At 74.9% G+C, this 24,463-nt stretch carries 24 protein-coding genes and 3 tRNA genes; 19 read left to right on the forward strand and 8 right to left on the reverse strand.

From position 1 onward, the window contains the following. Nucleotides 1–16 precede the first annotated feature (16 nt). The 8 genes from CRP39_RS23610 (at nucleotide 17) to galK (ending at nucleotide 6,307) form a co-directional block, all read left to right on the forward strand. Nucleotides 17–829 (forward strand): fumarylacetoacetate hydrolase family protein, encoded by an 813-nt coding sequence (locus CRP39_RS23610; RefSeq protein WP_097208848.1) that lies wholly within the window; start codon nucleotides 17–19, stop codon nucleotides 827–829. Further along, the gene (gene gltX, locus CRP39_RS23615) at nucleotides 826–2,310 is read left to right on the forward strand and encodes a glutamate--tRNA ligase (protein WP_097208849.1); all 1,485 of its coding nucleotides are present in this window, start codon (nucleotides 826–828) and stop codon (nucleotides 2,308–2,310) included. Before CRP39_RS23610 ends, gltX begins: the two co-directional genes overlap by 4 nt. 10 nt (nucleotides 2,311–2,320) lie before the next feature. Further along, complete coding sequence (locus CRP39_RS23620; protein WP_097208850.1) at nucleotides 2,321–3,562, forward strand: CPBP family intramembrane glutamic endopeptidase; 1,242 nt, start codon at nucleotides 2,321–2,323, stop codon at nucleotides 3,560–3,562. Then, nucleotides 3,548–3,619 (forward strand) — tRNA-Gln (locus CRP39_RS23625). The genes CRP39_RS23620 and CRP39_RS23625 overlap by 15 nt, the downstream gene beginning before the upstream one ends. A 41-nt stretch (nucleotides 3,620–3,660) precedes the next feature. After that, a tRNA-Glu gene (locus CRP39_RS23630) sits at nucleotides 3,661–3,733 on the forward strand. 115 nt (nucleotides 3,734–3,848) lie between these two features. Then, nucleotides 3,849–3,921: transfer RNA gene (locus CRP39_RS23635), tRNA-Glu, on the forward strand. A 137-nt stretch (nucleotides 3,922–4,058) separates the two neighbouring features. Continuing rightward, nucleotides 4,059–5,153 carry a galactose-1-phosphate uridylyltransferase gene (gene galT / locus CRP39_RS23640; RefSeq protein WP_097208943.1) on the forward strand — a complete coding sequence of 365 codons (1,095 nt, stop codon included), beginning with the start codon at nucleotides 4,059–4,061 and terminating at the stop codon, nucleotides 5,151–5,153. After that, on the forward strand, nucleotides 5,150–6,307 hold the full coding sequence (galK, locus tag CRP39_RS23645; protein WP_097208851.1) for a galactokinase: 1,158 nt from the start codon (nucleotides 5,150–5,152) through the stop codon (nucleotides 6,305–6,307). Before galT ends, galK begins: the two co-directional genes overlap by 4 nt. 34 nt (nucleotides 6,308–6,341) lie before the next feature. On the opposite strand, the gene CRP39_RS23650 is transcribed toward galK, so the two are convergent. After that, nucleotides 6,342–7,019, reverse strand: coding sequence for an IclR family transcriptional regulator (locus CRP39_RS23650; protein ID WP_245854074.1), 678 nt, complete (start codon nucleotides 7,017–7,019; stop codon nucleotides 6,342–6,344). Between the two features lie 106 nt (nucleotides 7,020–7,125). Between CRP39_RS23650 and leuC the strand changes: the two genes are divergently transcribed. Then, on the forward strand, nucleotides 7,126–8,553 hold the full coding sequence (leuC, locus tag CRP39_RS23655; RefSeq protein WP_097208853.1) for a 3-isopropylmalate dehydratase large subunit: 1,428 nt from the start codon (nucleotides 7,126–7,128) through the stop codon (nucleotides 8,551–8,553). A 5-nt stretch (nucleotides 8,554–8,558) separates the two neighbouring features. Then, a complete protein-coding gene (leuD, locus tag CRP39_RS23660; protein WP_097208854.1) occupies nucleotides 8,559–9,176 on the forward strand; it encodes a 3-isopropylmalate dehydratase small subunit in 618 nt (205 codons plus the stop codon). 64 nt (nucleotides 9,177–9,240) lie between these two features. Here the strand turns inward: leuD and CRP39_RS23665 are convergent, their stop codons facing one another. Genes CRP39_RS23665 through cofC form a run of 3 tightly spaced genes read right to left on the reverse strand, consistent with a single transcriptional unit; the run spans nucleotide 9,241 to nucleotide 12,936 of the window. Then, complete coding sequence (locus CRP39_RS23665) at nucleotides 9,241–10,167, reverse strand: NUDIX hydrolase (protein WP_101811080.1); 927 nt, start codon at nucleotides 10,165–10,167, stop codon at nucleotides 9,241–9,243. After that, nucleotides 10,167–12,251 carry an RNA degradosome polyphosphate kinase gene (locus CRP39_RS23670; RefSeq protein ID WP_245854075.1) on the reverse strand — a complete coding sequence of 695 codons (2,085 nt, stop codon included), beginning with the start codon at nucleotides 12,249–12,251 and terminating at the stop codon, nucleotides 10,167–10,169. Before CRP39_RS23670 ends, CRP39_RS23665 begins: the two co-directional genes overlap by 1 nt. A 40-nt stretch (nucleotides 12,252–12,291) precedes the next feature. Continuing rightward, nucleotides 12,292–12,936 carry a 2-phospho-L-lactate guanylyltransferase gene (gene cofC, locus CRP39_RS23675; RefSeq protein WP_245854076.1) on the reverse strand — a complete coding sequence of 215 codons (645 nt, stop codon included), beginning with the start codon at nucleotides 12,934–12,936 and terminating at the stop codon, nucleotides 12,292–12,294. 163 nt (nucleotides 12,937–13,099) lie between these two features. Here cofC and CRP39_RS23680 point away from each other — a divergent pair, with 163 nt between their 5' ends. The 4 genes from CRP39_RS23680 (at nucleotide 13,100) to CRP39_RS23695 (ending at nucleotide 17,790) form a co-directional block, all read left to right on the forward strand. Further along, complete coding sequence (locus CRP39_RS23680) at nucleotides 13,100–13,915, forward strand: lysophospholipid acyltransferase family protein (protein WP_097208856.1); 816 nt, start codon at nucleotides 13,100–13,102, stop codon at nucleotides 13,913–13,915. After that, nucleotides 13,912–14,934: an NAD(P)H-dependent glycerol-3-phosphate dehydrogenase gene (locus CRP39_RS23685; RefSeq protein ID WP_245854077.1), complete on the forward strand. Its 1,023-nt coding sequence runs from the start codon at nucleotides 13,912–13,914 to the stop codon at nucleotides 14,932–14,934. The genes CRP39_RS23680 and CRP39_RS23685 overlap by 4 nt, the downstream gene beginning before the upstream one ends. After that, nucleotides 14,931–16,064, forward strand: coding sequence for a cystathionine gamma-lyase (locus CRP39_RS23690; RefSeq protein WP_097208857.1), 1,134 nt, complete (start codon nucleotides 14,931–14,933; stop codon nucleotides 16,062–16,064). The genes CRP39_RS23685 and CRP39_RS23690 overlap by 4 nt, the downstream gene beginning before the upstream one ends. Nucleotides 16,065–16,131: 67 nt before the next feature. Beyond that, complete coding sequence (locus tag CRP39_RS23695) at nucleotides 16,132–17,790, forward strand: TIGR03767 family metallophosphoesterase (RefSeq protein ID WP_097208858.1); 1,659 nt, start codon at nucleotides 16,132–16,134, stop codon at nucleotides 17,788–17,790. 9 nt (nucleotides 17,791–17,799) lie between these two features. Here CRP39_RS23695 and CRP39_RS23700 read toward each other — a convergent pair whose 3' ends face one another. Then, a complete protein-coding gene (locus CRP39_RS23700; RefSeq protein WP_097208859.1) occupies nucleotides 17,800–18,609 on the reverse strand; it encodes a CDP-alcohol phosphatidyltransferase family protein in 810 nt (269 codons plus the stop codon). A 103-nt stretch (nucleotides 18,610–18,712) separates the two neighbouring features. Here CRP39_RS23700 and CRP39_RS23705 point away from each other — a divergent pair, with 103 nt between their 5' ends. Then, on the forward strand, nucleotides 18,713–19,864 hold the full coding sequence (locus CRP39_RS23705; RefSeq protein ID WP_097208946.1) for a D-alanine--D-alanine ligase family protein: 1,152 nt from the start codon (nucleotides 18,713–18,715) through the stop codon (nucleotides 19,862–19,864). Further along, on the forward strand, nucleotides 19,861–20,520 hold the full coding sequence (locus CRP39_RS23710) for a hypothetical protein (protein WP_097208860.1): 660 nt from the start codon (nucleotides 19,861–19,863) through the stop codon (nucleotides 20,518–20,520). Before CRP39_RS23705 ends, CRP39_RS23710 begins: the two co-directional genes overlap by 4 nt. Before the next feature lie 4 nt (nucleotides 20,521–20,524). Here CRP39_RS23710 and CRP39_RS28190 read toward each other — a convergent pair whose 3' ends face one another. After that, a complete protein-coding gene (locus CRP39_RS28190) occupies nucleotides 20,525–21,031 on the reverse strand; it encodes a DUF3515 domain-containing protein (RefSeq protein WP_281253804.1) in 507 nt (168 codons plus the stop codon). Between the two features lie 134 nt (nucleotides 21,032–21,165). Continuing rightward, complete coding sequence (locus tag CRP39_RS23720; protein ID WP_097208862.1) at nucleotides 21,166–21,399, reverse strand: Lrp/AsnC ligand binding domain-containing protein; 234 nt, start codon at nucleotides 21,397–21,399, stop codon at nucleotides 21,166–21,168. A 92-nt stretch (nucleotides 21,400–21,491) separates the two neighbouring features. Here CRP39_RS23720 and CRP39_RS23725 point away from each other — a divergent pair, with 92 nt between their 5' ends. From CRP39_RS23725 to CRP39_RS23735, 3 genes are read left to right on the forward strand one after another with little or no spacing between them, the layout of a single operon-like run. Next, a complete protein-coding gene (locus CRP39_RS23725; RefSeq protein WP_097208863.1) occupies nucleotides 21,492–22,532 on the forward strand; it encodes a thiamine-phosphate kinase in 1,041 nt (346 codons plus the stop codon). Then, nucleotides 22,516–23,043 carry a GNAT family N-acetyltransferase gene (locus CRP39_RS23730; protein WP_097208864.1) on the forward strand — a complete coding sequence of 176 codons (528 nt, stop codon included), beginning with the start codon at nucleotides 22,516–22,518 and terminating at the stop codon, nucleotides 23,041–23,043. The genes CRP39_RS23725 and CRP39_RS23730 overlap by 17 nt, the downstream gene beginning before the upstream one ends. After that, nucleotides 23,016–23,651, forward strand: coding sequence for a cytidylate kinase-like family protein (locus tag CRP39_RS23735; protein ID WP_097208865.1), 636 nt, complete (start codon nucleotides 23,016–23,018; stop codon nucleotides 23,649–23,651). The genes CRP39_RS23730 and CRP39_RS23735 overlap by 28 nt, the downstream gene beginning before the upstream one ends. Before the next feature lie 443 nt (nucleotides 23,652–24,094). Here the strand turns inward: CRP39_RS23735 and rpmB are convergent, their stop codons facing one another. Continuing rightward, nucleotides 24,095–24,286 carry a 50S ribosomal protein L28 gene (rpmB, locus tag CRP39_RS23740; RefSeq protein ID WP_097208866.1) on the reverse strand — a complete coding sequence of 64 codons (192 nt, stop codon included), beginning with the start codon at nucleotides 24,284–24,286 and terminating at the stop codon, nucleotides 24,095–24,097. Nucleotides 24,287–24,463: the final 177 nt, after the last annotated feature.

The raw sequence follows: 24,463 nt of genomic DNA on the forward strand, positions 1-24,463 counted from the left end.
TCAGTAGCCTCGACCCGTGCGCATCGTCCGCTTCGCCTCGCCCTCGGGCATGTCCTTCGGCGTCCTCGACGGGGACGGCCAGGTCGCCCAGATCGAGGGCCACCCCTTCGGGACCATCTCCTTCACCGGCCAGCGTTTCGCGCAGGCCGACGTCCGGCTGCTGTCGCCGATCCTGCCGAGCAAGGTCGTGTGCGTCGGCAAGAACTACGCCGCGCACGTCCAGGAGATGAAGACGGGGGACGCCCCGGAGGAGCCGCTGCTGTTCCTCAAGCCCTCGACGTCGGTCATCGGCCCCGGTGACGCCATCCGCATCCCGCCGGGCAGCACCAACGTCCACCACGAGGCGGAGCTCGGCGTCGTCATCGGCGCCCGCGGCGCCCGGCACGTCAGCCCGGAGCAGGCGGCGGCCAGCATCTTCGGCTACACGATCGGCAACGACGTCACCGAGCGGGACATGCAGCGCAGCGACGGGCAGTGGACCCGCGCGAAGGGCTTCGACTCCTTCTGCCCGCTGGGCCCGTGGATCGAGACCGACCTGCCCGGCCTGGGCAAGGACCCCGCCGACCTCGAGGTCACCTGCACCGTGGACGGCGAGCTGCGCCAGCAGGGGCGGACCAGCCAGCTGCTGTTCGACGTCCCGACGCTGGTCTCCTACATCTCGCAGGTGATGACCCTGCTGCCCGGCGACGTCGTCCTCACCGGCACGCCGTCGGGTGTGGGGCCGATCCGCCCCGGGCAGCGGGTCGAGGTCACCGTGGAGGGGCTGGGCACGCTGGCCAACACGGTGTCGGGCGCGGACACCGTCTCCACCGCCGGCGGCGCACGGTGACGGCGTCCGGCGGCGTCCGCACCCGGTTCTGCCCGTCGCCGACCGGCACGGTGCACGTCGGTCTGCTGCGGACGGCGCTGTTCAACTGGGCGCACGCCCGGCACACCGGTGGGACGTTCGTCTTCCGCATCGAGGACACCGACGCCGCCCGGGACTCGGAGGAGTCCTACCGGCACCTGCTCGACAGCCTGCGCTGGCTCGGCCTGGACTGGGACGAGGGCCCGGAGGTCGGCGGCCCGCACGGCCCGTACCGGCAGTCGCAGCGCCACGACGTCTACCGGGAGGTCGCCGCGAAGCTGCTGGCGGCCGGGTACGCCTACGAGTCCTTCTCCACCAACGAGGAGGTCGACGCGCGACGCCGGGCTGCCGGGCAGGACCCCAAGCTCGGTTACGACAACGCCGACCGGTTCCTGACCGACGCGCAGAAGGCCGCGTTCCGGGCGGAGGGCCGCGAGCCGGTGCTGCGGCTGAAGATGCCCGACGAGGACCTCGTCTGGACCGACCTGGTGCGCGGCGAGGTGCGCTTCGCCGCCGGGTCGGTCCCGGACTTCGTCATCGTCCGCGGCAACGGCGTGCCGCTCTACCCGTTCGTGAACCCGGTCGACGACGCGCTCATGGGCATCACCGACGTCCTGCGCGGGGAGGACCTGCTGCCCTCCACCCCGCGCCAGCTCGCCCTCTACGCGGCGCTCACCGAGATCGGGGTCGCCTCGGGGACCCCGCGCTTCGGTCACCTCCCGTACGTGACGGGGGAGGGCAGCAAGAAGCTGTCCAAGCGCGACCCGCAGTCCAACGTGGACGTCTACCGGGAGCGCGGCTTCATCCCGGAGGGGTTCGCCAACTACCTGGCGCTGCTGGGCTGGTCCATCGCCGAGGACCGCGACATCTTCTCCATGGCCGAGCTGGTCGAGGCCTTCGACGTGACCCGGGTGAGCGCCAACCCCGCCCGCTTCGACGTGAAGAAGGCCGAGGCGATCAACGCCACGCACCTGCGTGCGCTCCCGGTCGAGGACTTCGTGGGCCGCGTCGTGCCGTTCCTCGCCGGCGCCGGGCTGGTCAGCGACCCGCTGACCGCCGAGCAGGACCGCGTGCTACGGGCGATCGCGCCCATGGCCCAGGAGCGCATGGTCGTGCTCTCCGAGGCGGTCGGCCTGCTGCGGTTCCTGTTCGTCGACGAGGTGGAGCTCGAGCCGGCCGCCGCAGCGAAGCAGCTCGCCGGCCCGGAGGCGGCCGAGGTGCTCGACGCCGCGGCGACCGCGCTGCGGGAGCTGCCCGACTGGACCACGGCCGACATCGAGACCGCGCTGAAGAGTGCCCTCGTGGAGGGACTGGGCCGCAAGCCGCGGCAGGCCTTCGGGCCGGTGCGGGTCGCGGTCAGCGGCCGCACCGTCTCGCCGCCGCTGTACGAGTCGATCGAGCTGCTCGGCCGCGACCGGACCCTGGCCCGCCTCGCGGCGGCCCGAGCCGCCGTCCCCGGCTGATCGTCGCCCCGTGACGGCGTGGGTGCCGCCCGGAGACCCGGGTCCGGTCGACGACGAGCCCTACACCGGGCCGCCGCCGACCGGGCCCTACGGGGCCCCGCCCTACGTGCCGGGTGCGCTGCACGGCGTGCACTCGCTGCCGGCGACGGGTGCGTGGGCCGGTCCGGTGGCCTGGCCGCTGGGCCCGGTGCCGCTGCAGTCCGGGCCGCACTCGGTCCCGCCCCCGGGCGTGCGGCTCGCGCCGCCGCCGGGGACACCGCCGCACGACGTGCCCGTGCCGTTCCTGCACGCCATGCGCGCGCGGGACTGGCGCTGGTGGCGGCCGCTGCTGGGGCTGCTGCTCATCGCCGTCGTCTACACGGTGGCGGCCACGGTGGTGGTCGTCGCCGCGTTCATCACCGGGGCGTTCCCCGACCTGCAGTTGCTCGACCTGGTCGACCCCGGCGTCCTGCTGATCACCAACCTGTCGCTGATCGTCGCGATCCCGATCGTGTGGCTGGCCTGGGTGGCGGCGCACGGCATGGCGAGGGGGTGGTCGTCGTCGGTGCTGGCGCGGCTGCGGTGGCGGCTGTTCCTGCCGTTCACGCTCCTGTCGCTGCCCACCCTCGGCGCCGGGATCCTGCTCACCCTCCTGCTGGGCTTCCTGCTGGAGGACGGCGACGTCACCGGCCCCTCGTCGTCCTACGTGTGGCTGGTCCTGGTGGTGCTGCTCACCACGCCGCTGCAGTCGGCGGCCGAGGAGTACGTGTTCCGGGGCTACCTGAGTCAGGCGATCGCCGGCTGGATCCGCAGCCCGCGGGTCGGTGCGGTCGTCGCCGGGGTGCTCACCGCGGCGTTGTTCTCCGCGGCGCACGCCCCACCGGACGCGTGGACCTTCCTCGACCGGTTCGCGTTCGGCCTCGCCGCCTCCGCGGTCGTCTGGCTGACCGGCGGGCTGGAGGCGGCGATCGTCCTGCACGCGGTCAACAACGTGCTCGTGTTCCTGCTGGTCGGCGGGCTGGGCGACGACGTGACCTCCGACGCGGTGCCGGCCGGCACCGGGGTCCTCGTGGTCGCCGTGGACCTGCTGGCGATGGCGGCCTACGTGGCGCTCGTCGCCCGCTCGCGGGAGCGGCTGCGACCGGAGACGGTCACGGGCGCGGAGGACCTGCGACGACCGTCACCCCGGGGGGTGCCGGAACCGCCCCGGACCATCGGGTATGCTCTTACCCGGCGCCGGGAGGCGCAGCACGGCCCTTGGGGTATGGGGTAATTGGCAGCCCGACGGTTTCTGGTTCCGTTAGTCTAGGTTCGAGTCCTGGTACCCCAGCGAGGAATTCCTGTTCCTCTTGCACCACCGCAGTACCGCACGGCCCCGTCGTCTAGCGGCCCAGGACGCCGCCCTCTCACGGCGGTAGCGAGGGTTCGAATCCCTTCGGGGCTACAGCAGGGGAGAGCCCCCGGCCATCCGGCCGGGGGCTCTCGTCGTTCCTGACCCCGGGTGCGGGGGCCCCTCGTCGGCCCGGATCGGCGGCATGGCAGGATGTCTGCGCGCACACGGCCCCGTCGTCTAGCGGCCCAGGACGCCGCCCTCTCACGGCGGTAGCGAGGGTTCGAATCCCTTCGGGGCTACAGCAGGGGAGAGCCCCCGGCCATCCGGCCGGGGGCTCTCGTCGTCCCGGCACCGGGTGGCCGGCCGATCAGGGGCAGGACTAGCGTCTGGACGCCGCTCACGCACAGTGACGGGCGGCAGGAAGGCGGGAGTGCACGTGATCCGGACGAGTCGTCGGCTGGCCGACGGCCGCGAGGTCCTCTACTTCGACGCGGACGGTACGACGGCCGCGCGGACGGCCGAGGACCCGCGTGACCTCCCACCCGTGAGCACCCGCTCCCAGCTGCGGTGGGACCCGCTGCTCGGTGAGTGGGTGGTGCTCGCCTCGCACCGGCAGACCCGCACCTTCCTGCCGCCGGCCGACCAGTGCCCGCTGTGCCCGACCCGCCCCGGCCGCCCGCCGACGGAGGTGCCCGAGGCCGACTACCAGGTCGTGGTCTTCGAGAACCGCTTCCCGTCGCTGGCGACGGCCGTCGAGCGGGACGTGCCGGCGTCGGCAGCGGGGGCGCCGCTGACCGAGCTGCGGCCGGGTTTCGGCCGCTGCGAGGTGGTCGTCTTCACCAGCGAGCACGACCGCTCGTTCGCGACGCTGGACGCCGCACGGGCCCGGCTGGTCGTCGACGTGTGGGCCGAGCGGACCGCGGAGCTGTCGGGTATCGAGGGCGTGGCGCAGGTCTTCGTCTTCGAGAACTCCGGCGAGGAGATCGGGGTGACGCTGTCCCACCCGCACGGGCAGATCTACGCCTACCCCTTCGTGACGCCACGGGTGGAGAAGGTGCTGGCCTCCGTGGAGCGGCACCGGGTGCAGGCCGGCGGGGGCCTGTTCGCCGACGTCCTGGCCGCCGAGCGCAGCGGACCCCGCGTGGTGGCCGCCAACGAGCACTGGACGGCGTTCGTCCCCGCCGCGGCGCGCTGGCCCTACGAGCTGCAGCTGTTCCCGCACCGGCAGGTCCCCGACCTGCCCGCCCTCGCCGGCGAGGAGCGCGACGCGCTGGCCGAGGTCTACCTCGACGTCCTCGGGCGGTTCGCGCACCGCTTCGACACCCCGATGCCCTACATCGCCTCCTGGAACCAGGCGCCGGTGCACCGCGGCCGCGAGGACTGGTGGCTGCACCTGCAGCTGTTCTCGCTCCGCCGGGCCCCCGGCAAGCTCAAGTACCTCGCCGGCTCGGAGTCGGGGATGGGCGCGTTCATCAGCGACACGACGCCGGAGGACGTGGCCGAGCAGCTGCGGGCCGTGGTCCTCCCGTGAGGCAGGCGGACCGGGCACGCCAGGCCTTCGCGGAGGCGTTCGGCGGGCAGCCCGAGGGGGTGTGGGCCGCCCCGGGCCGGGTCAACGTCATCGGCGAGCACACCGACTACAACGAGGGCTTCGTGCTGCCGGTCGCGCTGCCGCAGACCACCCGCGCCGCCGTCGCCCGGCGCGACGACGGCGTGGTCGCCCTCGTCTCCCTGCAGCACCCGGGGGAGCGGGTCGAGGTCGCCGTCGCCGACCTGGCCCCCGGCCGCCCCGGCGGCTGGGCCGGGTATCCGGCAGGCGTCGTGGACGCGCTGCGCGACCGCGTGCCCGGCGGCCTCAGCGTGCTGGTCGACGGCGACGTCCCGTCCGGCATGGGGCTGTCGTCGTCGGCCGCGCTGTCCTGCTCGGTCGCCCTCGCGCTGCGCGACCTCGCCGCACCGGAGCTGGCCGTCGCCGACCTGGTCGACGTCGCCCGCCGGGCGGAGAACGACTTCGTGGGGGCGCCCACGGGCATCCTCGACCAGTCCGCGTCGCTGCTGTGCACAGCGGGGAACGCGCTGTTCCTCGACACCCGCGACCGCAGCAGCGAGCAGGTCCCGCTGGATCTCACGGCCGCCGGGCTCGAGCTGCTCGTCGTCGACACCGGGACGACGCACGACCACGCCACCGGCGGCTACGGCGACCGGCGCCGCGAGTGCGAGCAGGCCGCCGAGCGGCTCGGGGTGGTGGCGCTGCGCGACGTCCCCGACCTGGCGGGGCTGGCGCCGCTGGACGACGGCACGGCCGAGGGGGCGCTGCTGCTGCGCCGGGCGCGGCACATCGTCACCGAGAACGCGCGGGTGCTCGAGGTGGTGCGCACCCTGCGCGGGGACGACGGGCCGGCGGCGATCGGCCCGGTGCTCACCGCCGGCCACGCCTCGCTGCGTGACGACTTCGAGATCTCCACCGTCGAGCTCGACACCGCCGTCGCCACCGCGCTGGAGGTCGGCGCCGCGGGTGCCCGGATGGTGGGTGGCGGGTTCGGCGGCAGCGCGATCGTGCTGGTGGACGCCGAGCGGACCGCCGCTACGGTGACGGCGATCACCGATCGCTTCGCCGTGGAGGGGTACCGAGCGCCGCGGACCTTCGCCGTCACCCCTGCTCCGGGGGCCCATCGGCTCGGCTGACTGCGAGACCCGGAGGAGGCTCCCCAGCGGGCGGCTACCGGGCGGCGCGGGAGATCGCGCCGGCCGCCTCGAGGACCGCACCGACGATCTCCGGAGCGGGACGCCGGCCCAGCCGCTCCACCGGACCCGAGATGGACACCGCCCCCAGCACCCCGCCGGCGGCGTCACGCACCGGCGCCGACAGCGAGGCCACCCCCGGCTCGCGTTCGGCCACGCTGTGCGCCCACCCCCGCCGGCGGACGTCGAGCAGCGTGCGGGCGGTGAAACTGGACGACGGGAGCAGCGGGGTGACCTCGTCGGCCGGCGCGAAGGCGAGCAGCGCGTGCGCGGCCGAGCCGGCGGTCATCGGCAGCCGCGCCCCGACCGGCACCGTGTCGCGCAGGCCGTGGGCGCGCTCGGCGGCGGCCAGGCACACCCGTGAGGTGCCGTCGCGCACGTAGAACTGGGCGCTCTCCCCGGTGGCGTCGCGCAGCGTCACCAGGTGCCGGCCGGCGACCTCGGCGAGGTCGGCGGTGCCTCGGCCCAGTTCGGCCAGCCCGGGCCCGGGCGCCCACGCCCCGACCGAGGTACGACGCACCAGGCGGTGGCCCTCCAGGGCGACGGCCAGCCGGTGGGCGGTGGCCCGGGGCAGGCCCGTGCGCTCGACCAGCTCGGCGAGGGTCGCGGGCTCCGCCGCGACGGCGCGGAGGATGGCCACTGCTTTGTCGAGCACGGCGACGGGGTTAGGCTGTCCCACAGAGCAATACTTGCATCCCACACCATGAGATGGCCAGCAGGGCGCACCATGGGAGCGAGCCGCGAACCAGGAGGGACCAGCCGTGCCGAAGACCCTGGCGGAGAAGGTCTACGACGCCCACGTCGTGCGCAGTGCCGCGGGCGAGCCGGACCTGCTCTTCATCGACCTGCACCTCGTCCACGAGGTCACCAGCCCTCAGGCCTTCGACGGGCTGCGGGCCGCCGGGCGCACGGTCCGCCGTCCGGACCTCACGATGGCCACCGAGGACCACAACGTCCCGACGCTGGACATCCTCAAGCCGATCGCCGACCCGGTCAGCCGGGCACAGGTGGAGGCGCTGCGCCGCAACGCCGAGGAGTTCGGCATCCGGCTGGCCCCGATGGGCGACCGCGACCAGGGCATCGTGCACGTCATCGGCCCGCAGCTGGGGCTGACCCAGCCCGGCATGACGATCGTCTGCGGCGACAGCCACACCTCCACGCACGGGGCGTTCGGCGCGCTGGCCTTCGGGATCGGCACCAGCGAGGTGGAGCACGTGCTGGCCACCCAGACGCTGCCGCAGTACCGGCCCAAGCAGATGGCGGTCACCGTCGACGGCGAGCTGCCCCCCGGCGTCTCGGCGAAGGACGTCATCCTCGCCGTCATCGCCCAAATCGGCACCGGCGGTGGCCAGGGCCACGTCATCGAGTACCGCGGCAGCGCCATCGAGAAGCTGTCGATGGAGGCCCGGATGACGATCTGCAACATGTCGATCGAGGCCGGCGCCAAGGCTGGTCTGATCGCCCCCGACCAGACCACCTTCGACTTCCTGCGGGGGCGGCCGCACGCCCCGCAGGGTGCCGACTGGGACGCCGCCGTCGAGTACTGGCAGACCCTGCGCACCGACGAGGGCGCCGTCTTCGACCGCGAGGTGCGCATCGACGCGGCGTCGCTGACGCCGTTCGTCACCTGGGGCACCAACCCCGGGCAGGGCCTGCCGATCTCGGCCAGCGTGCCGGACCCGGCCCAGATCGCCGACGAGAACGACCGCCGCGACGCGGAGGGCGCGCTGGCCTACATGGGGCTGACGCCGGGGACGCCGCTGCGCGACATCGAGGTCGACACCGTCTTCCTCGGCTCCTGCACCAACGGCCGGATCGAGGACCTCCGGGTCGCCGCCGAGCTGCTGCGCGGCAAGCACATCGACCCCGACACCCGGATGCTCGTCGTCCCGGGGTCGGTGGGGGTCAAGGCGCAGGCCGAGGCCGAGGGCCTGGACCGGGTGTTCACCGAGGCCGGCGCCGAGTGGCGGGGTGCGGGGTGCTCGATGTGCCTGGGCATGAACCCCGACCAGCTCAAGCCGGGGGAGCGCTCGGCGTCCACCAGCAACCGCAACTTCCAGGGCCGGCAGGGCAAGGGCGGGCGCACCCACCTGGTGAGCCCGGCCGTGGCCGCCGCGACCGCACTGACCGGGAAGTTGACCGCACCCGCCGACCTGGAGCCGGCCGAGCTGACGAGCACTGGAGTCTGACCCCGATGGACGCCTTCACCACCCACACCGGCACCGCCGCCCCGTTGCGGCGGACCAACGTCGACACCGACCAGATCATCCCGGCCGAGTACCTCAAGCGGATCACCCGCACCGGCTTCGAGGACGGCCTGTTCGTCTCCTGGCGCACCAACGAGCCGGACTTCGTGCTCAACCGGCCCGAGTACGCCGACGCGTCGATCCTGGTCGCCGGCCCGGACTTCGGCACCGGCTCCTCCCGGGAGCACGCCGTCTGGGCGCTGATGGACGGCGGCTTCCGGGTGGTCATCAGCTCCCGGTTCGCCGACATCTTCCGCAACAACTCGACCAAGGCCGGGCTGCTCACCGTGCTGCTGCCGCAGGCCGACGTCGAGGCGCTGTGGACGGCGATCGAGGCCGACCCCACCACCGAGGTGACCGTCGACCTGCAGGCCAAGGAGGTCACACACGAGCTCGGCGGCGACGTCGTCAGGATGCCGTTCGACATCGACGACTACACCCGATGGCGGCTGCTGGAGGGCCTCGACGACGTCGGCCTCACCGAGCGGCACCTGGCCGACATCGAGGCCTACGAGGCCACCCGGAAGCCCTGGCTGCCGAAGGCGCTGCCCGCCCTCCCCGCCTGAGCGAGGCACCAGAGGCTCTCCCCACGGTTCCGTCGCTCGATCCGTGGGGAGAGCCTCCTGCGCCTCAGCGGGGGCCGACCGCGCCGCCGTCCTCGGAGTCGGGGTCGAAGTCCCGGTAGTAGTCGGCCGCCAGCTCGCCGGGCCGACCGCCCAGCGCCCACGTGCTGCCCTTCGCCGCCGGCGGGTCCAGCCGCCCGGCGACGCCGGGCCAGCGCACGCCGAGGCTCAGGAGGACCGACGGGATCGCCCCGCCCTGACTGCAGACGACGGTGACGCACGGTTCCCCGCGCGGCGCCAGCAGCCGCTCGACGACCGCCAGCCCGGCCTGCGGATCGGCGGCGAACTCCTCCTCGCCGAGCTCCGGGCAGTCCTCCACCGCGAGGCCCAGGTGCTCGGCCAGCGGCTCCACCGTCTCCCGGCAGCGGGTGCGCCGCGCGCTCAGCACCGCCGTCGGGGCGAACAGCGGCAGCACCTCCGCCAGCCGCCGCGCCTGCCGGCGACCCTTGCTGTCCAACGGCCGCTCGTCGTCGGCCCCGTGCCAGTCGGACTTGTTCCCGGCCCGGCCGTGCCGGACCAGCAGCAGGCTCGGCTCGCGCGGGACGCCGCTGCGGCCGAGGTCGGCCAGGACCGCCCGGTCGGGTTCGTGGCTGACCAGCGCGGCAGCGCCGTCCAGGGACAGCCAGCGCAGTTCGTCGACCTCGTCGTTCGCGCTGAACTCCCCGCCGACCACCCGCATCAGCCAGTAGTCGACCCGCTTGGGGCCCTCGGCGACCTCGTACTCGGTGCGCACGCTGCGCCGTCCGGCGATGACGTCGAGCCCGGTCTCCTCGACCACCTCCCGCACGGCGGCGATCAGCGGGTGTTCCCCGGCGCCCAGCTTGCCCTTGGGCAGCGACCAGTCGTCGTACCGCGGCCGGTGCACCACCGCCGTCTCGATGCCGCCGTCCCCAGCCGTGCGCCACAGCGCGCCGCCCGCGGCGCGGACGACCATCAGGCGTCGCCGTTCGTGTGCGCGACGGTCAGGCGCATGAGCCCGGCCTGGTAGTCCCGGCCCTCCAGCCGGGTCCACGTGGCGTCGGGCGCGAGCTCCCAGCAGCGGACGTCGTCGGCCATCGCCTGGTCGAACACGTTCTCCAGCAGCCGCTGCGCCTGCTCGTCGCACACCTGCAGCAGCACCTCCACGCGGCGGTCGAGGTTGCGGTGCATGAGGTCGGCGCTGCCGATCCACCACTCGCCCTCACCGCCGTTGCGGAAGTTCAAGACCCGCGAGTGCTCGAGGAAGCGGCCGACGATGGAGCGCACCCGGATGTTCTCCGACAGCCCCGGGACGCCCGGGCGCAGCGAGCAGATGCCGCGGATGAACAGCTCCACGGGGACGCCCGCGTCCGAGGCCTCGTAGAGCGCGTCGATGATCCGCTCGTCGACCAGCGAGTTCATCTTGAACCGGATGCCGGCCGGCCGGCCGTCGGCGGCGTTGCGCGCCTCCCGGCGGATCCGTTCGATCAGGCCGTTGCGCACCCCGTGCGGAGCGACCATCAGCCGGCGGTAGGTCGTCTGCCGCGAGTAGCCGGTGAGGGTGTTGAACAGGTCGGTGAGGTCGGCGCCCACCCGTGGGTCGGCGGTCAGGATGCCGAGGTCCTCGTAGGTGCGCGCGGTCTTCGGGTTGTAGTTGCCGGTGCCGATGTGGCAGTACCGGCGGATGACGCCGCCCTCCCGGCGGACGACGAGCGCCGTCTTGCAGTGGGTCTTGAGGCCCACCAGCCCGTAGACGACGTGGCAGCCGGCCCGCTCCAGCGACCGGGCCCAGGTGATGTTGGCCTCCTCGTCGAAACGGGCCTTGACCTCCACCAGGACGACGACCTGCTTGCCGGCCTCGGCGGCCTCGATGAGGGCGGTGACGATGGGGGAGTCGCCGGAGGTGCGGTACAGCGTCTGCTTGATCGCCAGCACGTCCGGGTCCGCGGCGGCCTGCTCGATGAAGCGCTGCACGCTGGTGGCGAACGAGTGGTACGGGTGGTGGACCAGGACGTCGCCCTCGCGCAGCGTGGCGAAGACGCTCTTCGGCGTCTCTCCCTCGGACAGCCGCGGGTGGGTGGCCGGCACGAACGGCTCGTCCTTGAGCTCGGGCCGGTCCAGGTCGTAGAGGGCCCACAGTGCCGCGAGGTCGAGCAGGCCGGGCACCTGGACGACGTCCTCCTTGTCGACCTCCAGCTCGTTGATGAGGACCTGCAGGATCCGCGGGTCCATCGACTCGGCGACCTCCAGGCGCACCGCCGGGCCGAACCGGCGGCGGGCGAGCTCGCGCTCCAGGGCCTGCAGGAGGTCCTCGTCGCGGTCCTCCTCGACCTCGAGGTCGGCGTTGCGGGTGACGCGGAACAGGTGGTGGTCGAGCACGTCGAGGCCCGGGAACAGCTGGGGGAGGTGGGCGGCGATGAGGTCCTCGAGCGGGAGGAAGGTCGCCTCGGCGGCGGTGCCGTGCGCCGCGCCCGTGCCCACCGGCACGAACCGCGGCACGTTGTTGGGCACCTTCAGCCGCGCGAAGCGCGGGGCGCCGGTCTCGGGGTCGCGCACGGAGACGGCGAGGTTGAGCGAGAGACCGCTGATGTAGGGGAACGGGTGGGCCGGGTCGACCGCCAGCGGGGTGAGCACCGGGAAGACCTGGTCGCGGAAGTAGTCGCGCAGGCGGGTGACCTCGGTCTCGGCCAGCTCCCCCCAGTGCACGATCCGGATGCCCGCCTCCTCCAGTCGCGGGGTGATGTCCTTGGTGAAGACGTCGCCGTGCCGGTGGACCAGCTCGCGGGTGCGCGCGGTGACGAGGGCCAGCTGCTCGCGGATGGTCAGCCCGTCGGGCGAGCGGACCGTGAGCCCGGTGCTCTGCCGGCGCTTCAGCCCGGCGATCCGCACCATGTAGAACTCGTCGAGGTTGCCGGCGAAGATCGCCAGGAACTTCACCCGCTCCAGCAGCGGGAGGGAGTCGTCCTCGGCCAGCTCGAGCACCCGGGCGTTGAAGTCCAGCCAGGACAGCTCGCGGTTGAGGAAGCGGTCGGCCGGCAGTGCTGGTCGCGGAGTCGCCACGTGGTCATCGTGCCGCAGTCGGGTGAACAACGGGTGCCGGTCAGCAGGGCAGGAGACCGCCCGCGGCCACCAGCGCCGCGGTGTGTCGGCCGACGCCGAGGGCCACGGCGGCGCGCAGGTCACCGGCCGTGTCGACGTCGCGGGCCAGGCCCGGCCAGGCGCCGGTCAGCCGCACGGCGCCGCCGTCCCGGTGCCGGGCCGCGGACCCGGCGCCGAACGCGGGGGCGAGCTCCACCCCGGCCGCGGTCAGCAGCGTCGTCCCGGTGCCCTGGGCGTCCGGGACGAAGCAGCGCGGCGCCGTCGTCGCGGCGGTGGTCAGCGCGGCGGTGAGCTCCTCGGGCCGCAGCGCCGGCAGGTCGGAGGAGAGCGCGGCGACGGCCACGGCGCCCGTGGCGCGCGCGCCGTGGGCCAGCGCCGGGTTCAGCCCGCGGTCGGGCTCGTCGGGCACGGTGCGGGCGCCCAGGGAGGTGACGACGGCCGCGGCGTCCGGGTCGTCGGTGACCACCAGGACGTCGGAGACCGCGGTCGAGGCGAGCGCGGCCGCGACGGTGTCGGCGAGCAGGGCCAGCACCAGGCGGGCGTGCGCCGTGCCCGGCGGCCCGGCGGGGCCGCCGGTGAGGGGGGTCAGCCGGGTCTTGGCGACGGCCAGCCGCTTCGCCGGGACGACGACCGACCAGGAGGACACGCCCACAATGTGAGCACACCGCGCACGGTGCGGCGGCGGCCCGGCGCGGGCACGGAGGGACCGGCCGCACCCCGGTGGAGCGCGGGAGCGGGTGCAGGCCCGATCATGTACGCGGATCACACCCGTGCGGCAGGAGCGCGGGACCAGCAGGAGGGAGGGCGCGGTGAGCCACGACCGGTTCCCGGAGGCCGGGGTCGCGCGCCGGTCCGGACGAGCGCCGTCCCGGTGGCGGACCCGCAAGCCCCTCCCGCCGGCGTTGTGGTTCTGCGTCGTCGTGGTCTACCCGGTCGCCTCGCTGCTGTTCCGGCTGCGCTACCGGTTCGCCGAGCGCTTCCCGCGGACGGGTCCGGTGATCGTGGTGGCCAACCACATCTCGATCCTCGACCCCCTCGCCTGCGCGCGGCTGGTCTGGGACTGCGGCCGGGTGCCGCACTTCCTGGCGAAGGCGTCGGTGTTCAAGGGGACCGCCGGGCGGATCCTGCGCGCCGCCGGCCAGATCCCGGTGGCGCGCGGCTCGGCGGAGGCGCGCTCGTCGCTGGCGGCGGCGGAGGCCGACCTCGCCGCGGGCAACGTCGTCGTCATCTACCCGGAGGGCTCGGTCACGCGCGATCCGGACTGGTGGCCGATGGAGGCCCGTACCGGGGTCGCCCGGCTGGCGCTGACCACCGACGCCGTCGTGCTCCCGGTCGCGCAGTGGGGCGCGCACCGGCTGCACGACTACCACGCCAAGAAGCTGCACCTGCGGCTGCGGGTGCCGACCGAGTACCTCGTCGGTGAGCCCGTCGACCTCGCCGCGCTGCGGGCGGAGCTGCGCGCCGGCCGTCCGATGACGGCCGAGCTGCTGCGCGAGGTCACCGACCGGATGATGGGCGCCGTGCGCGACCAGCTCGCCGAGGTGCGCGGGGAGCCGGCACCCGCGGTGTTCGCGCCGCACCCCCTGCGCACCCTGCCCGGCGACCTGCCGGGGAGCGCCGCGTGACCGGGTCCGTGCCGGGGCAGCACGGCCCCCGCGCCGCGGTCCTGGGTGCCGGCTCGTGGGGGACCACGTTCGCCAAGGTGCTGGCCGACGCCGGCTGCGCGGTGACGCTGCACGCCCGGCGCCCCGAGCTGGCCCGAGCGATCGGCGAGACCCGGGAGAACCCCGACTACCTGCCCGGCATCGCGCTCCCCGACCGGCTGCGGGCCACGACCGACCCGGCGGAGGCGCTGCGGGACGCGGAGATCGTCGTCCTCGCCGTCCCCTCCCAGTCGCTGCGCGACAACCTCGTCGAGTGGGCGCCGCTGCTGCCGGCCGACGCGGTGCTGCTGTCGCTGATGAAGGGGATCGAGCTCGGCAGCACCAAGCGGATGAGCCAGGTGATCTGCGAGATCACCGGTGCCGGCGCCGAGCGGGTGGCGGCGCTGTCCGGCCCGAACCTGGCGCGGGAGATCGCCGAGGAGCAGCCCGCGGCCACCGTCATCGCCTGCACGGACCAGGACCGGGCGGCGCAGGTGCAGGCCGCCTGCCACACCTCCTACTTCCGGCCCTACACCAACCGCGACCTCGTCGGCTGCGAGCTCGGCGGTGCGGTGAAGAACGTCATCGCGCTGGCCTGTGGCATCACCGAGGGCATGGGGTTCGGGGACAACACCAGGGCCTCGCTGATCACCCGCGGTCTGGCCGAGACCGCCCGGCTCGGCATGGCCCTCGGCGCGGAGCTGACCACCTTCGCCGGGCTGGCCGGCCTGGGCGACCTGGTGGCGACCTGCAGCTCGCCGCTGTCACGCAACCGCACCTTCGGGGAGAAGCTGGGCCGCGGCATGACGCTGGAGGAGGTCCAGCAGACCACCCGGCAGGTCGCCGAGGGCGTCAAGAGCTGCCGGCCGGTGCTCGACCTCGCCAGCGCGCACGGGGTGGACATGCCGCTCACCGAGGCCGTCGTCCGGGTCTGCCACGAGGGCGTCCCGGCGGCGCAGATGGTCAAGGAGATCATGTCCCGAGAGGCCAAGCCCGAGTGAGCGACTCCTCCTGGGGGGACGGCACCCGGTCCGTGCGCGCGGGGGAGCCGGTCCCCGTGCCCGGTGCCCCGCTGCGGCCCTCCCCGGTCTTCGCCGCGCCGTACCACCTGGGCGACCAGCCGCCCCGCGCCGGCGGTGCCGACGCCTACGCCCGCACCGAGCAGCCGACGTTCCGGGTGTTCGAGACGGCGGTCGGCGAGCTGGACGGCGGACGGTGCCTGTCCTTCGCCACCGGCATGGCCGCGATCGGCGCCGCGGTGCTCGCCGTGGCCCGCGCCGGCGACCGCGTCGTGCTGCCCTCGGACGGCTACTACGCGACCCGCATGCTGGCCCGCGAGGAGCTGGAGCGCTTCGGCGTCCGGGTGGAGTACGTGGCCACGCCGGAGATCGAGGGGGTCGCCGCCCGGGGCGACCTCGACGGCGCCCGGCTGGTGCTGCTGGAGACCCCCAGCAACCCGCAGCTGGACGTCTGCGACATCGCCGCCGTCGCCCGCGCCACCCGGGCGGCCGGCGCGGTGCTCGCCGTCGACAACACCACCGCGACGCCGCTGGGGCAGCGGCCCCTGGCGCTCGGCGCCGACCTCACCGTGGGCAGCGACACCAAGGCGCTGACCGGCCACAGCGACCTGCTGCTCGGGCACGTCAGCACCACCGACGACGAGCTGTACGCCCGCATCAAGGCCTTCCGCGACCACACCGGCGGCGTCCCCGGCCCGTTCGAGGCGTGGCTCGGGCACCGCTCGATGAGCACCCTCGACCTGCGCCTGGACCGCCAGGCCCAGACCGCCGCCGCGGTCGCCGACCTCCTCGCGGACGCGCCCGCGGTGTCCGGCGTCCGCTGGCCGTGGCGGCCCGGCGACCCGTCGTACGAGCTCGCCGCCCGGCAGATGCTGCGCCCCAACGGCGTGGTCTCCGCCGAGCTCGCCGACGAGGCCGCCGTCGGCCGGCTGCTGGCGGCCACGCGGCTGTGGACGGCGGCGACCAGCTTCGGCGGGGTGCACAGCACGATCGACCGGCGGGCGCAGTGGGGCGGCGACGCGGTGCCGGCGGGCTTCGTCCGGTTCTCCTGCGGCATCGAGGACACCGACGACCTCGTCGCCGACCTCGCCGCGGCCCTCGACGCGCTGTGACGCCGCGTTCGGCCCGCCGGTGCGCTGGGCACCCGGAGAGCATGTCCGCACCCCTGCCCGTCCCTGCATGAGCCGCACGACCCTCGAGCGCGTCCTCGGCGCGGGCCCGGTGCTGCGGCGCGGCCGGGACACCGACTACCTCGGCCTGGCCTGGCACCCGGGTGAACCCCACCAGGTCCGGCGTGAGCTCGTCGACCGCACCTGGGAGCGCCCGCGGACCGGCGTCCGGCCGGTGGCGTGCCTGGCCCACGTCACCGACATGCAGCTGGCCGACGTCTGCTCCCCGGCCCGGTTCGAGTTCTTCAACGGCCACTTCACCGACCCGCGGATGCGCGCCCTGGTGCCGATGCACCGGCCGCAGGAGGCGATCACCGCGCACGCGATCGACGCGCTGGTCCGCACGCTCAACGGGGTCGCCGGCGGGCCCCGCACGGGGCACCCGGTGCAGGTCGTGGTCACCACAGGCGACGCCATCGACAACGCGCAGTGGAACGAGCTCGAACTGCTGCTGGACATCATGAACGGCGGCGTGGTGTCCCCGGGCGCGGGGCTGACCGCCTACGACGGGGTGCAGGCCTCGGGCTGGCCGCACGACCTGTTCTGGCGGCCCGAGTGCGACGGCGGGGGAGAGCCGGACCTCTACCGGTCCCGGCACGGCTTCCCCGACCGCCCCGGGCTGCTCGCCGCGGCGTTCGCGGCCTTCCGGGCGGAGGGGCTCCGGCTGCCGTGGCTGGCCTGTCACGGCAACCACGAGGCGCTGATCCAGGGCGTCGGGGTGCCCACCCCGGCGCTGCAGGGCCTCCTGCTCGCCGACCGGAAGCCCGTCGAGTTCTCCTCGGACGTGCCGCTGGACGACGCGCTGCGGCTGTTCACCCACTCCTCGGAGGTCTTCACCACCGCCGGCGCCCGCACCGTCACACCGCTGGCCGCCCGGCGGTTCATCGACCGGGCGGACTTCGTCGCCGCCCACCTCGCCGACGGCGGCGAGCCGGCCGGGCACGGGTTCACCGAGGCCAACCTGCGGGACGGAACGGCGTACTACGCCTGGGACGGGCTGCCCGGGATCCGCGTCGTCTGCCTGGACACCACCCGGGTCACCGGCGGTGGCGACGGCTCGATCGACGCCGTCCAGGGCCGCTGGCTGGCCGAGCGGCTGCGCGAGGTCTCCTCCGTCGTCGTCGAGCCCGACGGCACGCGGGTGACGACCGGGAACGACGACCGGCTGGTCGTCGTCATCTCCCACCACGGCTTCTCGACGCTGATGCGCGAGGACCCGCTGCACCCTCGGCGGGGCACGGGGGCGGACGTCCTCGGGGGGTCGGAGCTGGTGGCCCTGCTGCACCGGTTCCCGAACGTGGTGCTGTGGCTCAACGGGCACACCCACGTCAGCGAGGTGCGGCCGTGGGCGCACCCGGAGGAGGCCGGCCGCGGGTTCTGGGAGGTCACCACCTGCGCCGTCGTCGACTGGCCCGGCCAGGCCCGGCTGGTGGAGTTCGTCGACAACGGGGACGGCACGCTGTCGATGGTCTGCACCATGGTCGACCACGACAGCCCCGCCCGGCCGCCGGACCCCCGGGACCCGGCGGCGCGGGAGCCGGCGGCGCTGGCCTCGCTGCACCGGGAGCTGTCGGCCAACGTGCCGTGGGCGGGCCTGTCCGCCGGGCTCGCCGGGCGGCCGCAGGACCGCAACGTGGAACTGGTGCTGCGCTCGCCACTGCGGCGCTGACGCGGGCCGTCAGCCGACGGGTGCCAGGCCCGCCGCGCGGTCGTCGCGGCGCCGGCGGTGGGCCGCCCGCGCGGTCAGCCAGCCGCTCACGGCCACGTAGTAGACGAGGTAGGCCAGCGAGAGGACGACGACCACCGGGTGCGGGTCGGGCACCTGCAGCAGCAGGACGGCGTAGGTGGCCAGCCAGACGGCGGTCAGCGCCAGGCTCAGCCCCTGCAGCGCGGGGGTGCGCGACGGGTACAGGTACCGCACCGGGACGAACACCAGCACCGAGCAGATCACCAGGACCGCGGCGATCGTGGCCGGCCCGAGATCCAGCACGACCGCGTAGAAGGCCACCACGTTCCAGTAGCTGGGGAAGCCCAGGAAGGTGTGGTCGTCGGGCTTCGCGTCGACCCGGCAGAACTGGTAGCTCGACGCCAGCAGCGGCAGCGCGGCGACCACCCACCCGAGGGCCCCGCCGGGCAGCGAGCCGGTGGTCCACAGCAGGACGACGGGCGCGAACGCGTAGGTGAGGTAGTCGACGATGTCGTCCAGCCGCGCCCCGTCGAACCAGGGGATCGTCTCCTTGACCCGCATCCGCCGGGCGAGCATCCCGTCGGTGCCGTCGATGACGAGGGCGGCCAGGCCCAGCCACAGCGCGGTGACGGCGTCGCCGTCGAACGCGGCGAGCACGATGAGCAGGGCCAGCACCGTGCCGCTCGCGGTGTACAGGTGCACGGCGGCGCCGGCCAGGCGCAGTGCCCGCGAGTGCCCACCGTCGCCGGTCGTCGTCCCGCTCGGTTCCCCGCCGGAGGCCGCAGCCACGTTCTCGCCCATCGTGTGTCGAGGCTCCCACACCACCCGCCCCGCAGCGCCGCGGGACGGCGGACGCCGCCGGTCGCCGGGGCGGGCCCGGGCGGCTCCACTAGTGTCGGCCGCGATGAGCGGACAGGCAGGCAAGCTGCGCGTCGGGGTCGTCTTCGGGGGCCGCAGCGCGGAACACCCCATCTCCTGCGTCTCCGCCGGGAGCGCCCTCGCGGCGCTGGACCCCGACCGGTACGAGGTGGTCCCCGTGGGGATCACCCGCGACGGCGGGTGGGTGCTGCCCGACCCGGCGCTGCGGCTGGCGATCGTCGACGGCGTGCTGCCGGAGGTCACCGGCGGGACGGCGGTGACCCTGGTGGGCGACCCCGCCGGCCGGGGCCTGGTGCGACTGGACGGGGCCGGCCCCCGCATCGAGCTCGACGTCGTCTTCCCCGTGCTGCACGGCGCCTACGGCGAGGACGGCACCATCCAGGGGCTGCTGGAGATGAGCGGCCTGCCCTACGTGGGCTCCGGCGTCTTCGCCAGCGCCGCGTCGATGGACAAGGAGTTCACCAAGAAGCTGCTGGCCGCCGCCGGGCTGCCCCAGGGTGACCACGTGGTGCTCCGGGACGCCGCCGGCGCGCTGTCGGCCGATCCGTCCCTGCTCGACGAGGCCGCCCGCGAGCGGCTGGGCCTGCCGGTGTTCGTGAAGCCGTCCCGCGCCGGCTCGAGCATCGGGATCAGCCGGGTCACCGACTGGGCGCAGTTCCCCGAGGCCGTGGCCGCCGCGGCCGCGGTCGACCCCAAGGTGGTCGTGGAGGCCGCCGTCCCCGGCCGGGAGATCGAGTGCGGCGTCCTGGCCGGTCCCGGTGGCGGGCCACCCGAGGCGAGCCTGCCGGCCGAGATCCGGCTGCGGCCGGGCACCGACTGGTACGACTTCACGGCCAAGTACCTGGCCGACGCCGCCGAGTTCGACGTCCCGGCCGGCCTGACGTTGGAGCAGACCCGCGCGGTGCAGGCGGCCGCCTGCCGGGCCTACCTCGCGATGGACTGCCAGGGTCTCGCTCGCGTCGACTTCTTCCTCGGAGCCGGCCCCGACGGCGCCGAGCGGCTGGTCATCAACGAGGTGAACACGATGCCGGGGTTCACCCCGATCTCGATGTTCCCGCGGATGTGGGCGGCGAGCGGCGTGGACTTCGCCGGGCTGGTGGACCGCCTGGTCGAGGCGGCGCTGGCCCCGGCCCGCCCGGCGGTGGTCCCGGCGCTGGACGGCGGCGCGCGGGCGTGACCCTCCCGGTGCCGGCCCGGCTGGGCGGGACGGCGCTGCTGCTGGGGCTGCTGCCCGCGGTCCTCGCCGCCTGCACGACCACCGTCGAGGGCGCGGCCACCGCGGCGCCCGCGGACCCCACCCCGGTCGATCCGGAGGAGCTCGAGGAGCTCGTCGTCGCGGCGGTGCCCTCGGGTCTGCCCCGGGTGCCCGACGAGGACCTCACCCCGCCCGCGGGGGAGAAGTCCGCCGGCGACGTCGCCGCGTACTCCCTCGACCCGGGCCGGGAGGCCGAGGTGCTCGAGGAGTACGGCTACCGCTACGGCTGGGAGCGCTTCTGGAGCGCCGGCTCCGGGCCCGTCACCAGCGTGTTCGTCGACCAGTTCGACTCCCGCGCCGGCGCGGGAGCCTACGCCCGGGACCTCGCGGAGAACGAGGCGGCCCTCTACGGCAGCGTGCTGCGGGAGGACCCTCCCCACCTGCCCGGCGGTTGCCGGCTGCTCACGGTGGAGGAGGCCGACCCGCACACGGGGCTGTCCGGGCCCGCCGCGTTCGCCTGGTGCGGGCACGGGGTGTTCAGCGTCGGGGTGAGTGCGGTGGCGGAGTCGGTCACGGCGGCCTCCGACGAGGTGCACGCCGTGCTGGCGGCACAGCTGGAGCGCCTGCCGCCGTCCTGACCGGTCAGGGCTGGCGGATCGGCAGGGTGTCGCCGATGACCGGGCCCAGGGCGGTGACCGGCGCGCTGTCGGTGTCGGCGCTGACGGTCACCTGCAGGTGCACGGGGCGGTCGACGGCGGTCCAGACGACGGAGTCCGGGTCGCTGGTGTCCACGAACCAGTTCACCCCGTTGATCTGGATCAGCGGGGACGTCGGCTCCAGCCCGGCGGGGCGGTCGACGCCGCACACCAGCACGATCGGGGGCTGGCCCCAGGCGTAGGCGTACGGGGAGTCCGACTGCACCGGCCGGGACGGCTCGCCGGCCAGCTCCAGCGGCAGCGCGGCCATCAGGGCCGGGCAGGACGCGTCGGCCTCCGGCGTCACCGGCGGTACCTCGACCGGCAGGGGCGCCAGGTCGGCGCGGCCCGGCGCCGGGGTGCCCTCGACCTCGGCGACGCCCTGGTCGCCGTCGCCCCCGCTGCCGTCGTCCAGGACGCGGACCAGCACCAGCAGCACGAGGACCAGTGGCACGACCACGGCGGTGACCAGCAGCGCGATCCGCCGCAGCGGGTCGTCGGGGCGGGGCCGGCCCGCGGCGGGGGTCCCCTCGGTCGCCGTCCCTGGCGGAACGGCCTCCGGGGGTGGGGGGTTCTCGGTCAGGGTGCTCAGATGTTGACGACGGGGCAGGTCAGGGTGCGGGTGATCCCGTCGACCGACTGCACGCGCGCCACCACGAGGCGGCCGAGGTCGTCGACGGTCTCGGCCTCGGCGCGCACGATCACGTCGTAGGGGCCCGTGACGTCCTCGGCCTTGGTCACGCCCGAGATCTGGCTGATCGTCGACGCGACCTGGGCGGCCTTGCCGACTTCGGTCTGGATGAGGATGTAGGCGTGGACCACGGGAGACCTTTCCTCGGGCAGCGCTGCCGGTGCGGCGTCCGCACCGGTGGGCGGACAGTTCGGCAACCTACCTCAGCCGTGGGAGGTGACCGGTGACTCGCCCCCGTCCACTGGTGCCCCGGGAGGACCCCGCCGACAGCGTGCGGGTGGTCGGCGAGTTCGGCGTCATCGCCCGCGTGCTCGCCCGCGCCGGGGCGGCGCCGGCCGCCGAGGTCGGCCCCGGGGACGACGCGGCGGTGCTGCGGACCCCGGACGGACGGGTCGTGGCGACCACCGACGTGCTCGTGGAGGGCCGGCACTTCCGCCGGGACTGGTCCTCGGCTGAGGACATCGGGCACAAGGCGGCGGCGGCCAACCTGGCCGACGTCGCGGCGATGGGCGGGGTGACGACCGCGCTGCTGGTCGGGCTGGCCTGCCCCCCGGACACCTCGACCGCGTGGCTGGAGGGGGTCGCCACCGGCCTCGCCGAGGAGTGCGCCCCGCTGGGTGCGGCGGTCGTCGGTGGGGACACCGTCTCGGCCGCCCCGGACAGCGGCGCCGTCGTCCTGTCGGTGACCGCCCTGGGCGACCTCGGGGGACGGGTGCCGGTGCTGCGCTCGGGCGCGCGGCCGGGCGACGTCCTGGCGCTGGCCGGGCGGCTGGGGTGGTCGGCCTGCGGCCTGGCCGTCCTCCGGCGTGGCTTCACCAGCCCGGTGGCGGCGGTGGCCGCCCACCGGCGCCCCGCGCCGCCGTACGCGGCGGGGCCGGCCGCCGCCGACGCCGGCGCGACGGCCATGTGCGACGTCAGCGACGGCCTGCTCGCCGACGCCGGCCACCTGGCGCACGACAGCGGGGTGGTCGTCGACCTGGACCGCACGGCCCTGGTCCAGGCCACGCTGGAACCCCCGGGGCCGCTGCAGCAGGTCGCCGCGGCCCTCGGCGGCGACCCGCTGGCGTGGGTGCTGACCGGCGGGGAGGACCACGCCCTGATCGCCACCTTCCCCCCGGACGCGGCGCTGCCCGACGGCTGGACGACGATCGGCGCGGTGCGGGAGGCGCCGGAGGGCCCGGCCGTGCTGGTCGAGGGCGAGCCGGGGGAGATCGTCGCCGAGGCGCTCGGTGCGGAGGGGACGGGCCATGTCCACTTCCGCTGACCCTGGACCGGTGCGGCTGCGCGCGGTGCCCTACGACCACCCCGTCGCCCGCACGCTCGTCGGCCGCGTCCAGCAGGAGTACGTGGCCCGGTACGGCGGGCCGGACGAGGCCGTGGTGGACCCGGCCGAGTTCCGGCCGCCCGCGGGGCTGTTCCTCGTCGCCGAGGTGGGCGGGGTCCCGGCCGGCTGCGGTGCCTGGCGGGTGCACGCCGACGGCGTCGTCGAGGTCAAGCGGGTGTACGTGGACCCCGCGTTCCGTCGCCGCGGGCTGGCGCAGCTGCTCATGGCGGAGCTCGAGCGCAGCGCGGCGGCCGCCGGTCATCGCGCCGTCGTGCTCAACTCGGGCAACCGGCAGCCCGAGGCACTGGCTCTCTACGCGGCACTGGGGTACACCCCCGTGGCCGGGTACGGCGTCTACGCCGACGCACCCGGGGCGGTGTTCCTGGGCAAGGGACTGACGAGGGCGGACGGGGAGGAACCGGCATGGGCGACGGCGACGCGGGGGTCGTGACGATCTCGGCCTCCTACGGGGCCGGGGGAGCGGACGTGGGGCCGGCCGTGGCGGCCCGCCTGGGACTGGCGTTCCACGACCGCGCCATCCCGGTCCAGGTGGCCGGACGGCTCGGGGTGCCGCTGAGCGACGCGGAGGCCAACGACGAGAAGGTCGCCCGCGGGCTGTGGCGGATCGTCGCCTCGCTGGGCACCATGCCCGACCCGGTCGGCGGCGTCGTGCCGATGACGCCGCAGCCCGACGAGCGGGCCTTCCGTCTACAGACCGAGCGGGTCGTGTGCGAGATCGCCGACGGCCCGGGAGGCGTGGTGCTCGGCCGGGCGGCCGCGCTGGTCCTCCGGGACCGGCCGCGGTCGCTGCACGTGCGGCTGGACGGCCCGCCCGAGCGCCGCCTGGCCGCCGCGGTGGCGCGCAGCGGGCGGCCGGTCGAGGAGGTGAAGCGGGAACTGCAGGCCAACGACGCCGCCCGGGAGGGCTACGTGCGCCACTTCTACCGGTGCGACCCGGCCGCGGCCCGCCTCTACCACCTGGTGGTCGACTCCACCGCGCTGCCGCTGGACACGGTCGTCGACCTCGTCGTCACCGCGGCGCGCGCCCGCGGGGTGTGACGTGCGGGGAGGTCACTGTCGCCGGCGTCGTTCCTACGGCCGGTGACCGGGACCCGGTCGCGGAGTGGGGACGGCACGTGTCCGCGGGTGGACCGGGCGCGGGGCCCGGAGGGTCCCCGACCGGTGCACGGGTGGGGCTCAGCGGTATCGGGGGACGGCACGTGTCCGCGGGTGGACCGGGCGCGGGGCCCGGAGGGTCCCCGACCGGTGCACGGGTGGGGCTCAGCGGTATCGGGGGACGGCACGTGTCCGCGGGTGGACCGGGCGCGGGGCCCGGAGGGTCCCCGACCGGTGCACGGGTGGGGCTCAGCGGTACCGGGGGACGGCACCTGGCCGCGGTGCTGTCCGGAGGACAGCGATGTGCACAGCGAAGAACCCCGGAGGTCGAGGACCTCCGGGGTTCTGCCCGGCCGGAGCCGGGAGGTGGGACCAGCCCGCGGGGATCAGCCGCGGACGACCTTGCCGGCGCGGATGCACGAGGTGCAGGCGTTGATCCGGCGACGGTTGCCGGGGGCGACGAGCGCCCGCACGGACTGGATGTTCGGGTTCCAACGGCGCGGCGTGCGGCGGTGCGAGTGCGACACCGACATACCGAAACCGGGCCCCTTGCCACAGACATCGCACACGGCAGCCACGGCGGATCACTCCCAGGAAGAATCGTTCACAGACGGCGGTGCGCAGGTGCGACCGCATACAGACCGTCCAACAGTCTAGCCGCTCCTCGCCGACATCGTCGCGGGCCCCGGGGGTGACGTCGTCCACCCGGCCGCGGGCAGTCGTTCCCGGTGGTCCCGTCGCCGTCCGTGGGTACC

This window comes from Geodermatophilus sabuli (genome assembly GCF_900215145.1).
Taxonomy (GTDB): Bacteria; Actinomycetota; Actinomycetes; order Mycobacteriales; family Geodermatophilaceae; genus Geodermatophilus; species Geodermatophilus sabuli.

What these genes read in the sequence shown, in the direction of transcription:
- CRP39_RS23695 (WP_097208858.1), top strand. Translation starts at nt 16,132, where the DNA reads ATGAGCCGCACGACCCTCGAGCGCGTCCTCGGCGCGGGCCCGGTGCTG.
- CRP39_RS23700 (WP_097208859.1), bottom strand. Translation starts at nt 18,609, where the DNA reads ATGGGCGAGAACGTGGCTGCGGCCTCCGGCGGGGAACCGAGCGGGACG.
- CRP39_RS23705 (WP_097208946.1), top strand. Translation starts at nt 18,713, where the DNA reads ATGAGCGGACAGGCAGGCAAGCTGCGCGTCGGGGTCGTCTTCGGGGGC.
- leuD (WP_097208854.1), top strand. Translation starts at nt 8,559, where the DNA reads ATGGACGCCTTCACCACCCACACCGGCACCGCCGCCCCGTTGCGGCGG.
- CRP39_RS23665 (WP_101811080.1), bottom strand. Translation starts at nt 10,167, where the DNA reads ATGGTCGTCCGCGCCGCGGGCGGCGCGCTGTGGCGCACGGCTGGGGAC.
- CRP39_RS23735 (WP_097208865.1), top strand. Translation starts at nt 23,016, where the DNA reads ATGGGCGACGGCGACGCGGGGGTCGTGACGATCTCGGCCTCCTACGGG.
- CRP39_RS23730 (WP_097208864.1), top strand. Translation starts at nt 22,516, where the DNA reads ATGTCCACTTCCGCTGACCCTGGACCGGTGCGGCTGCGCGCGGTGCCC.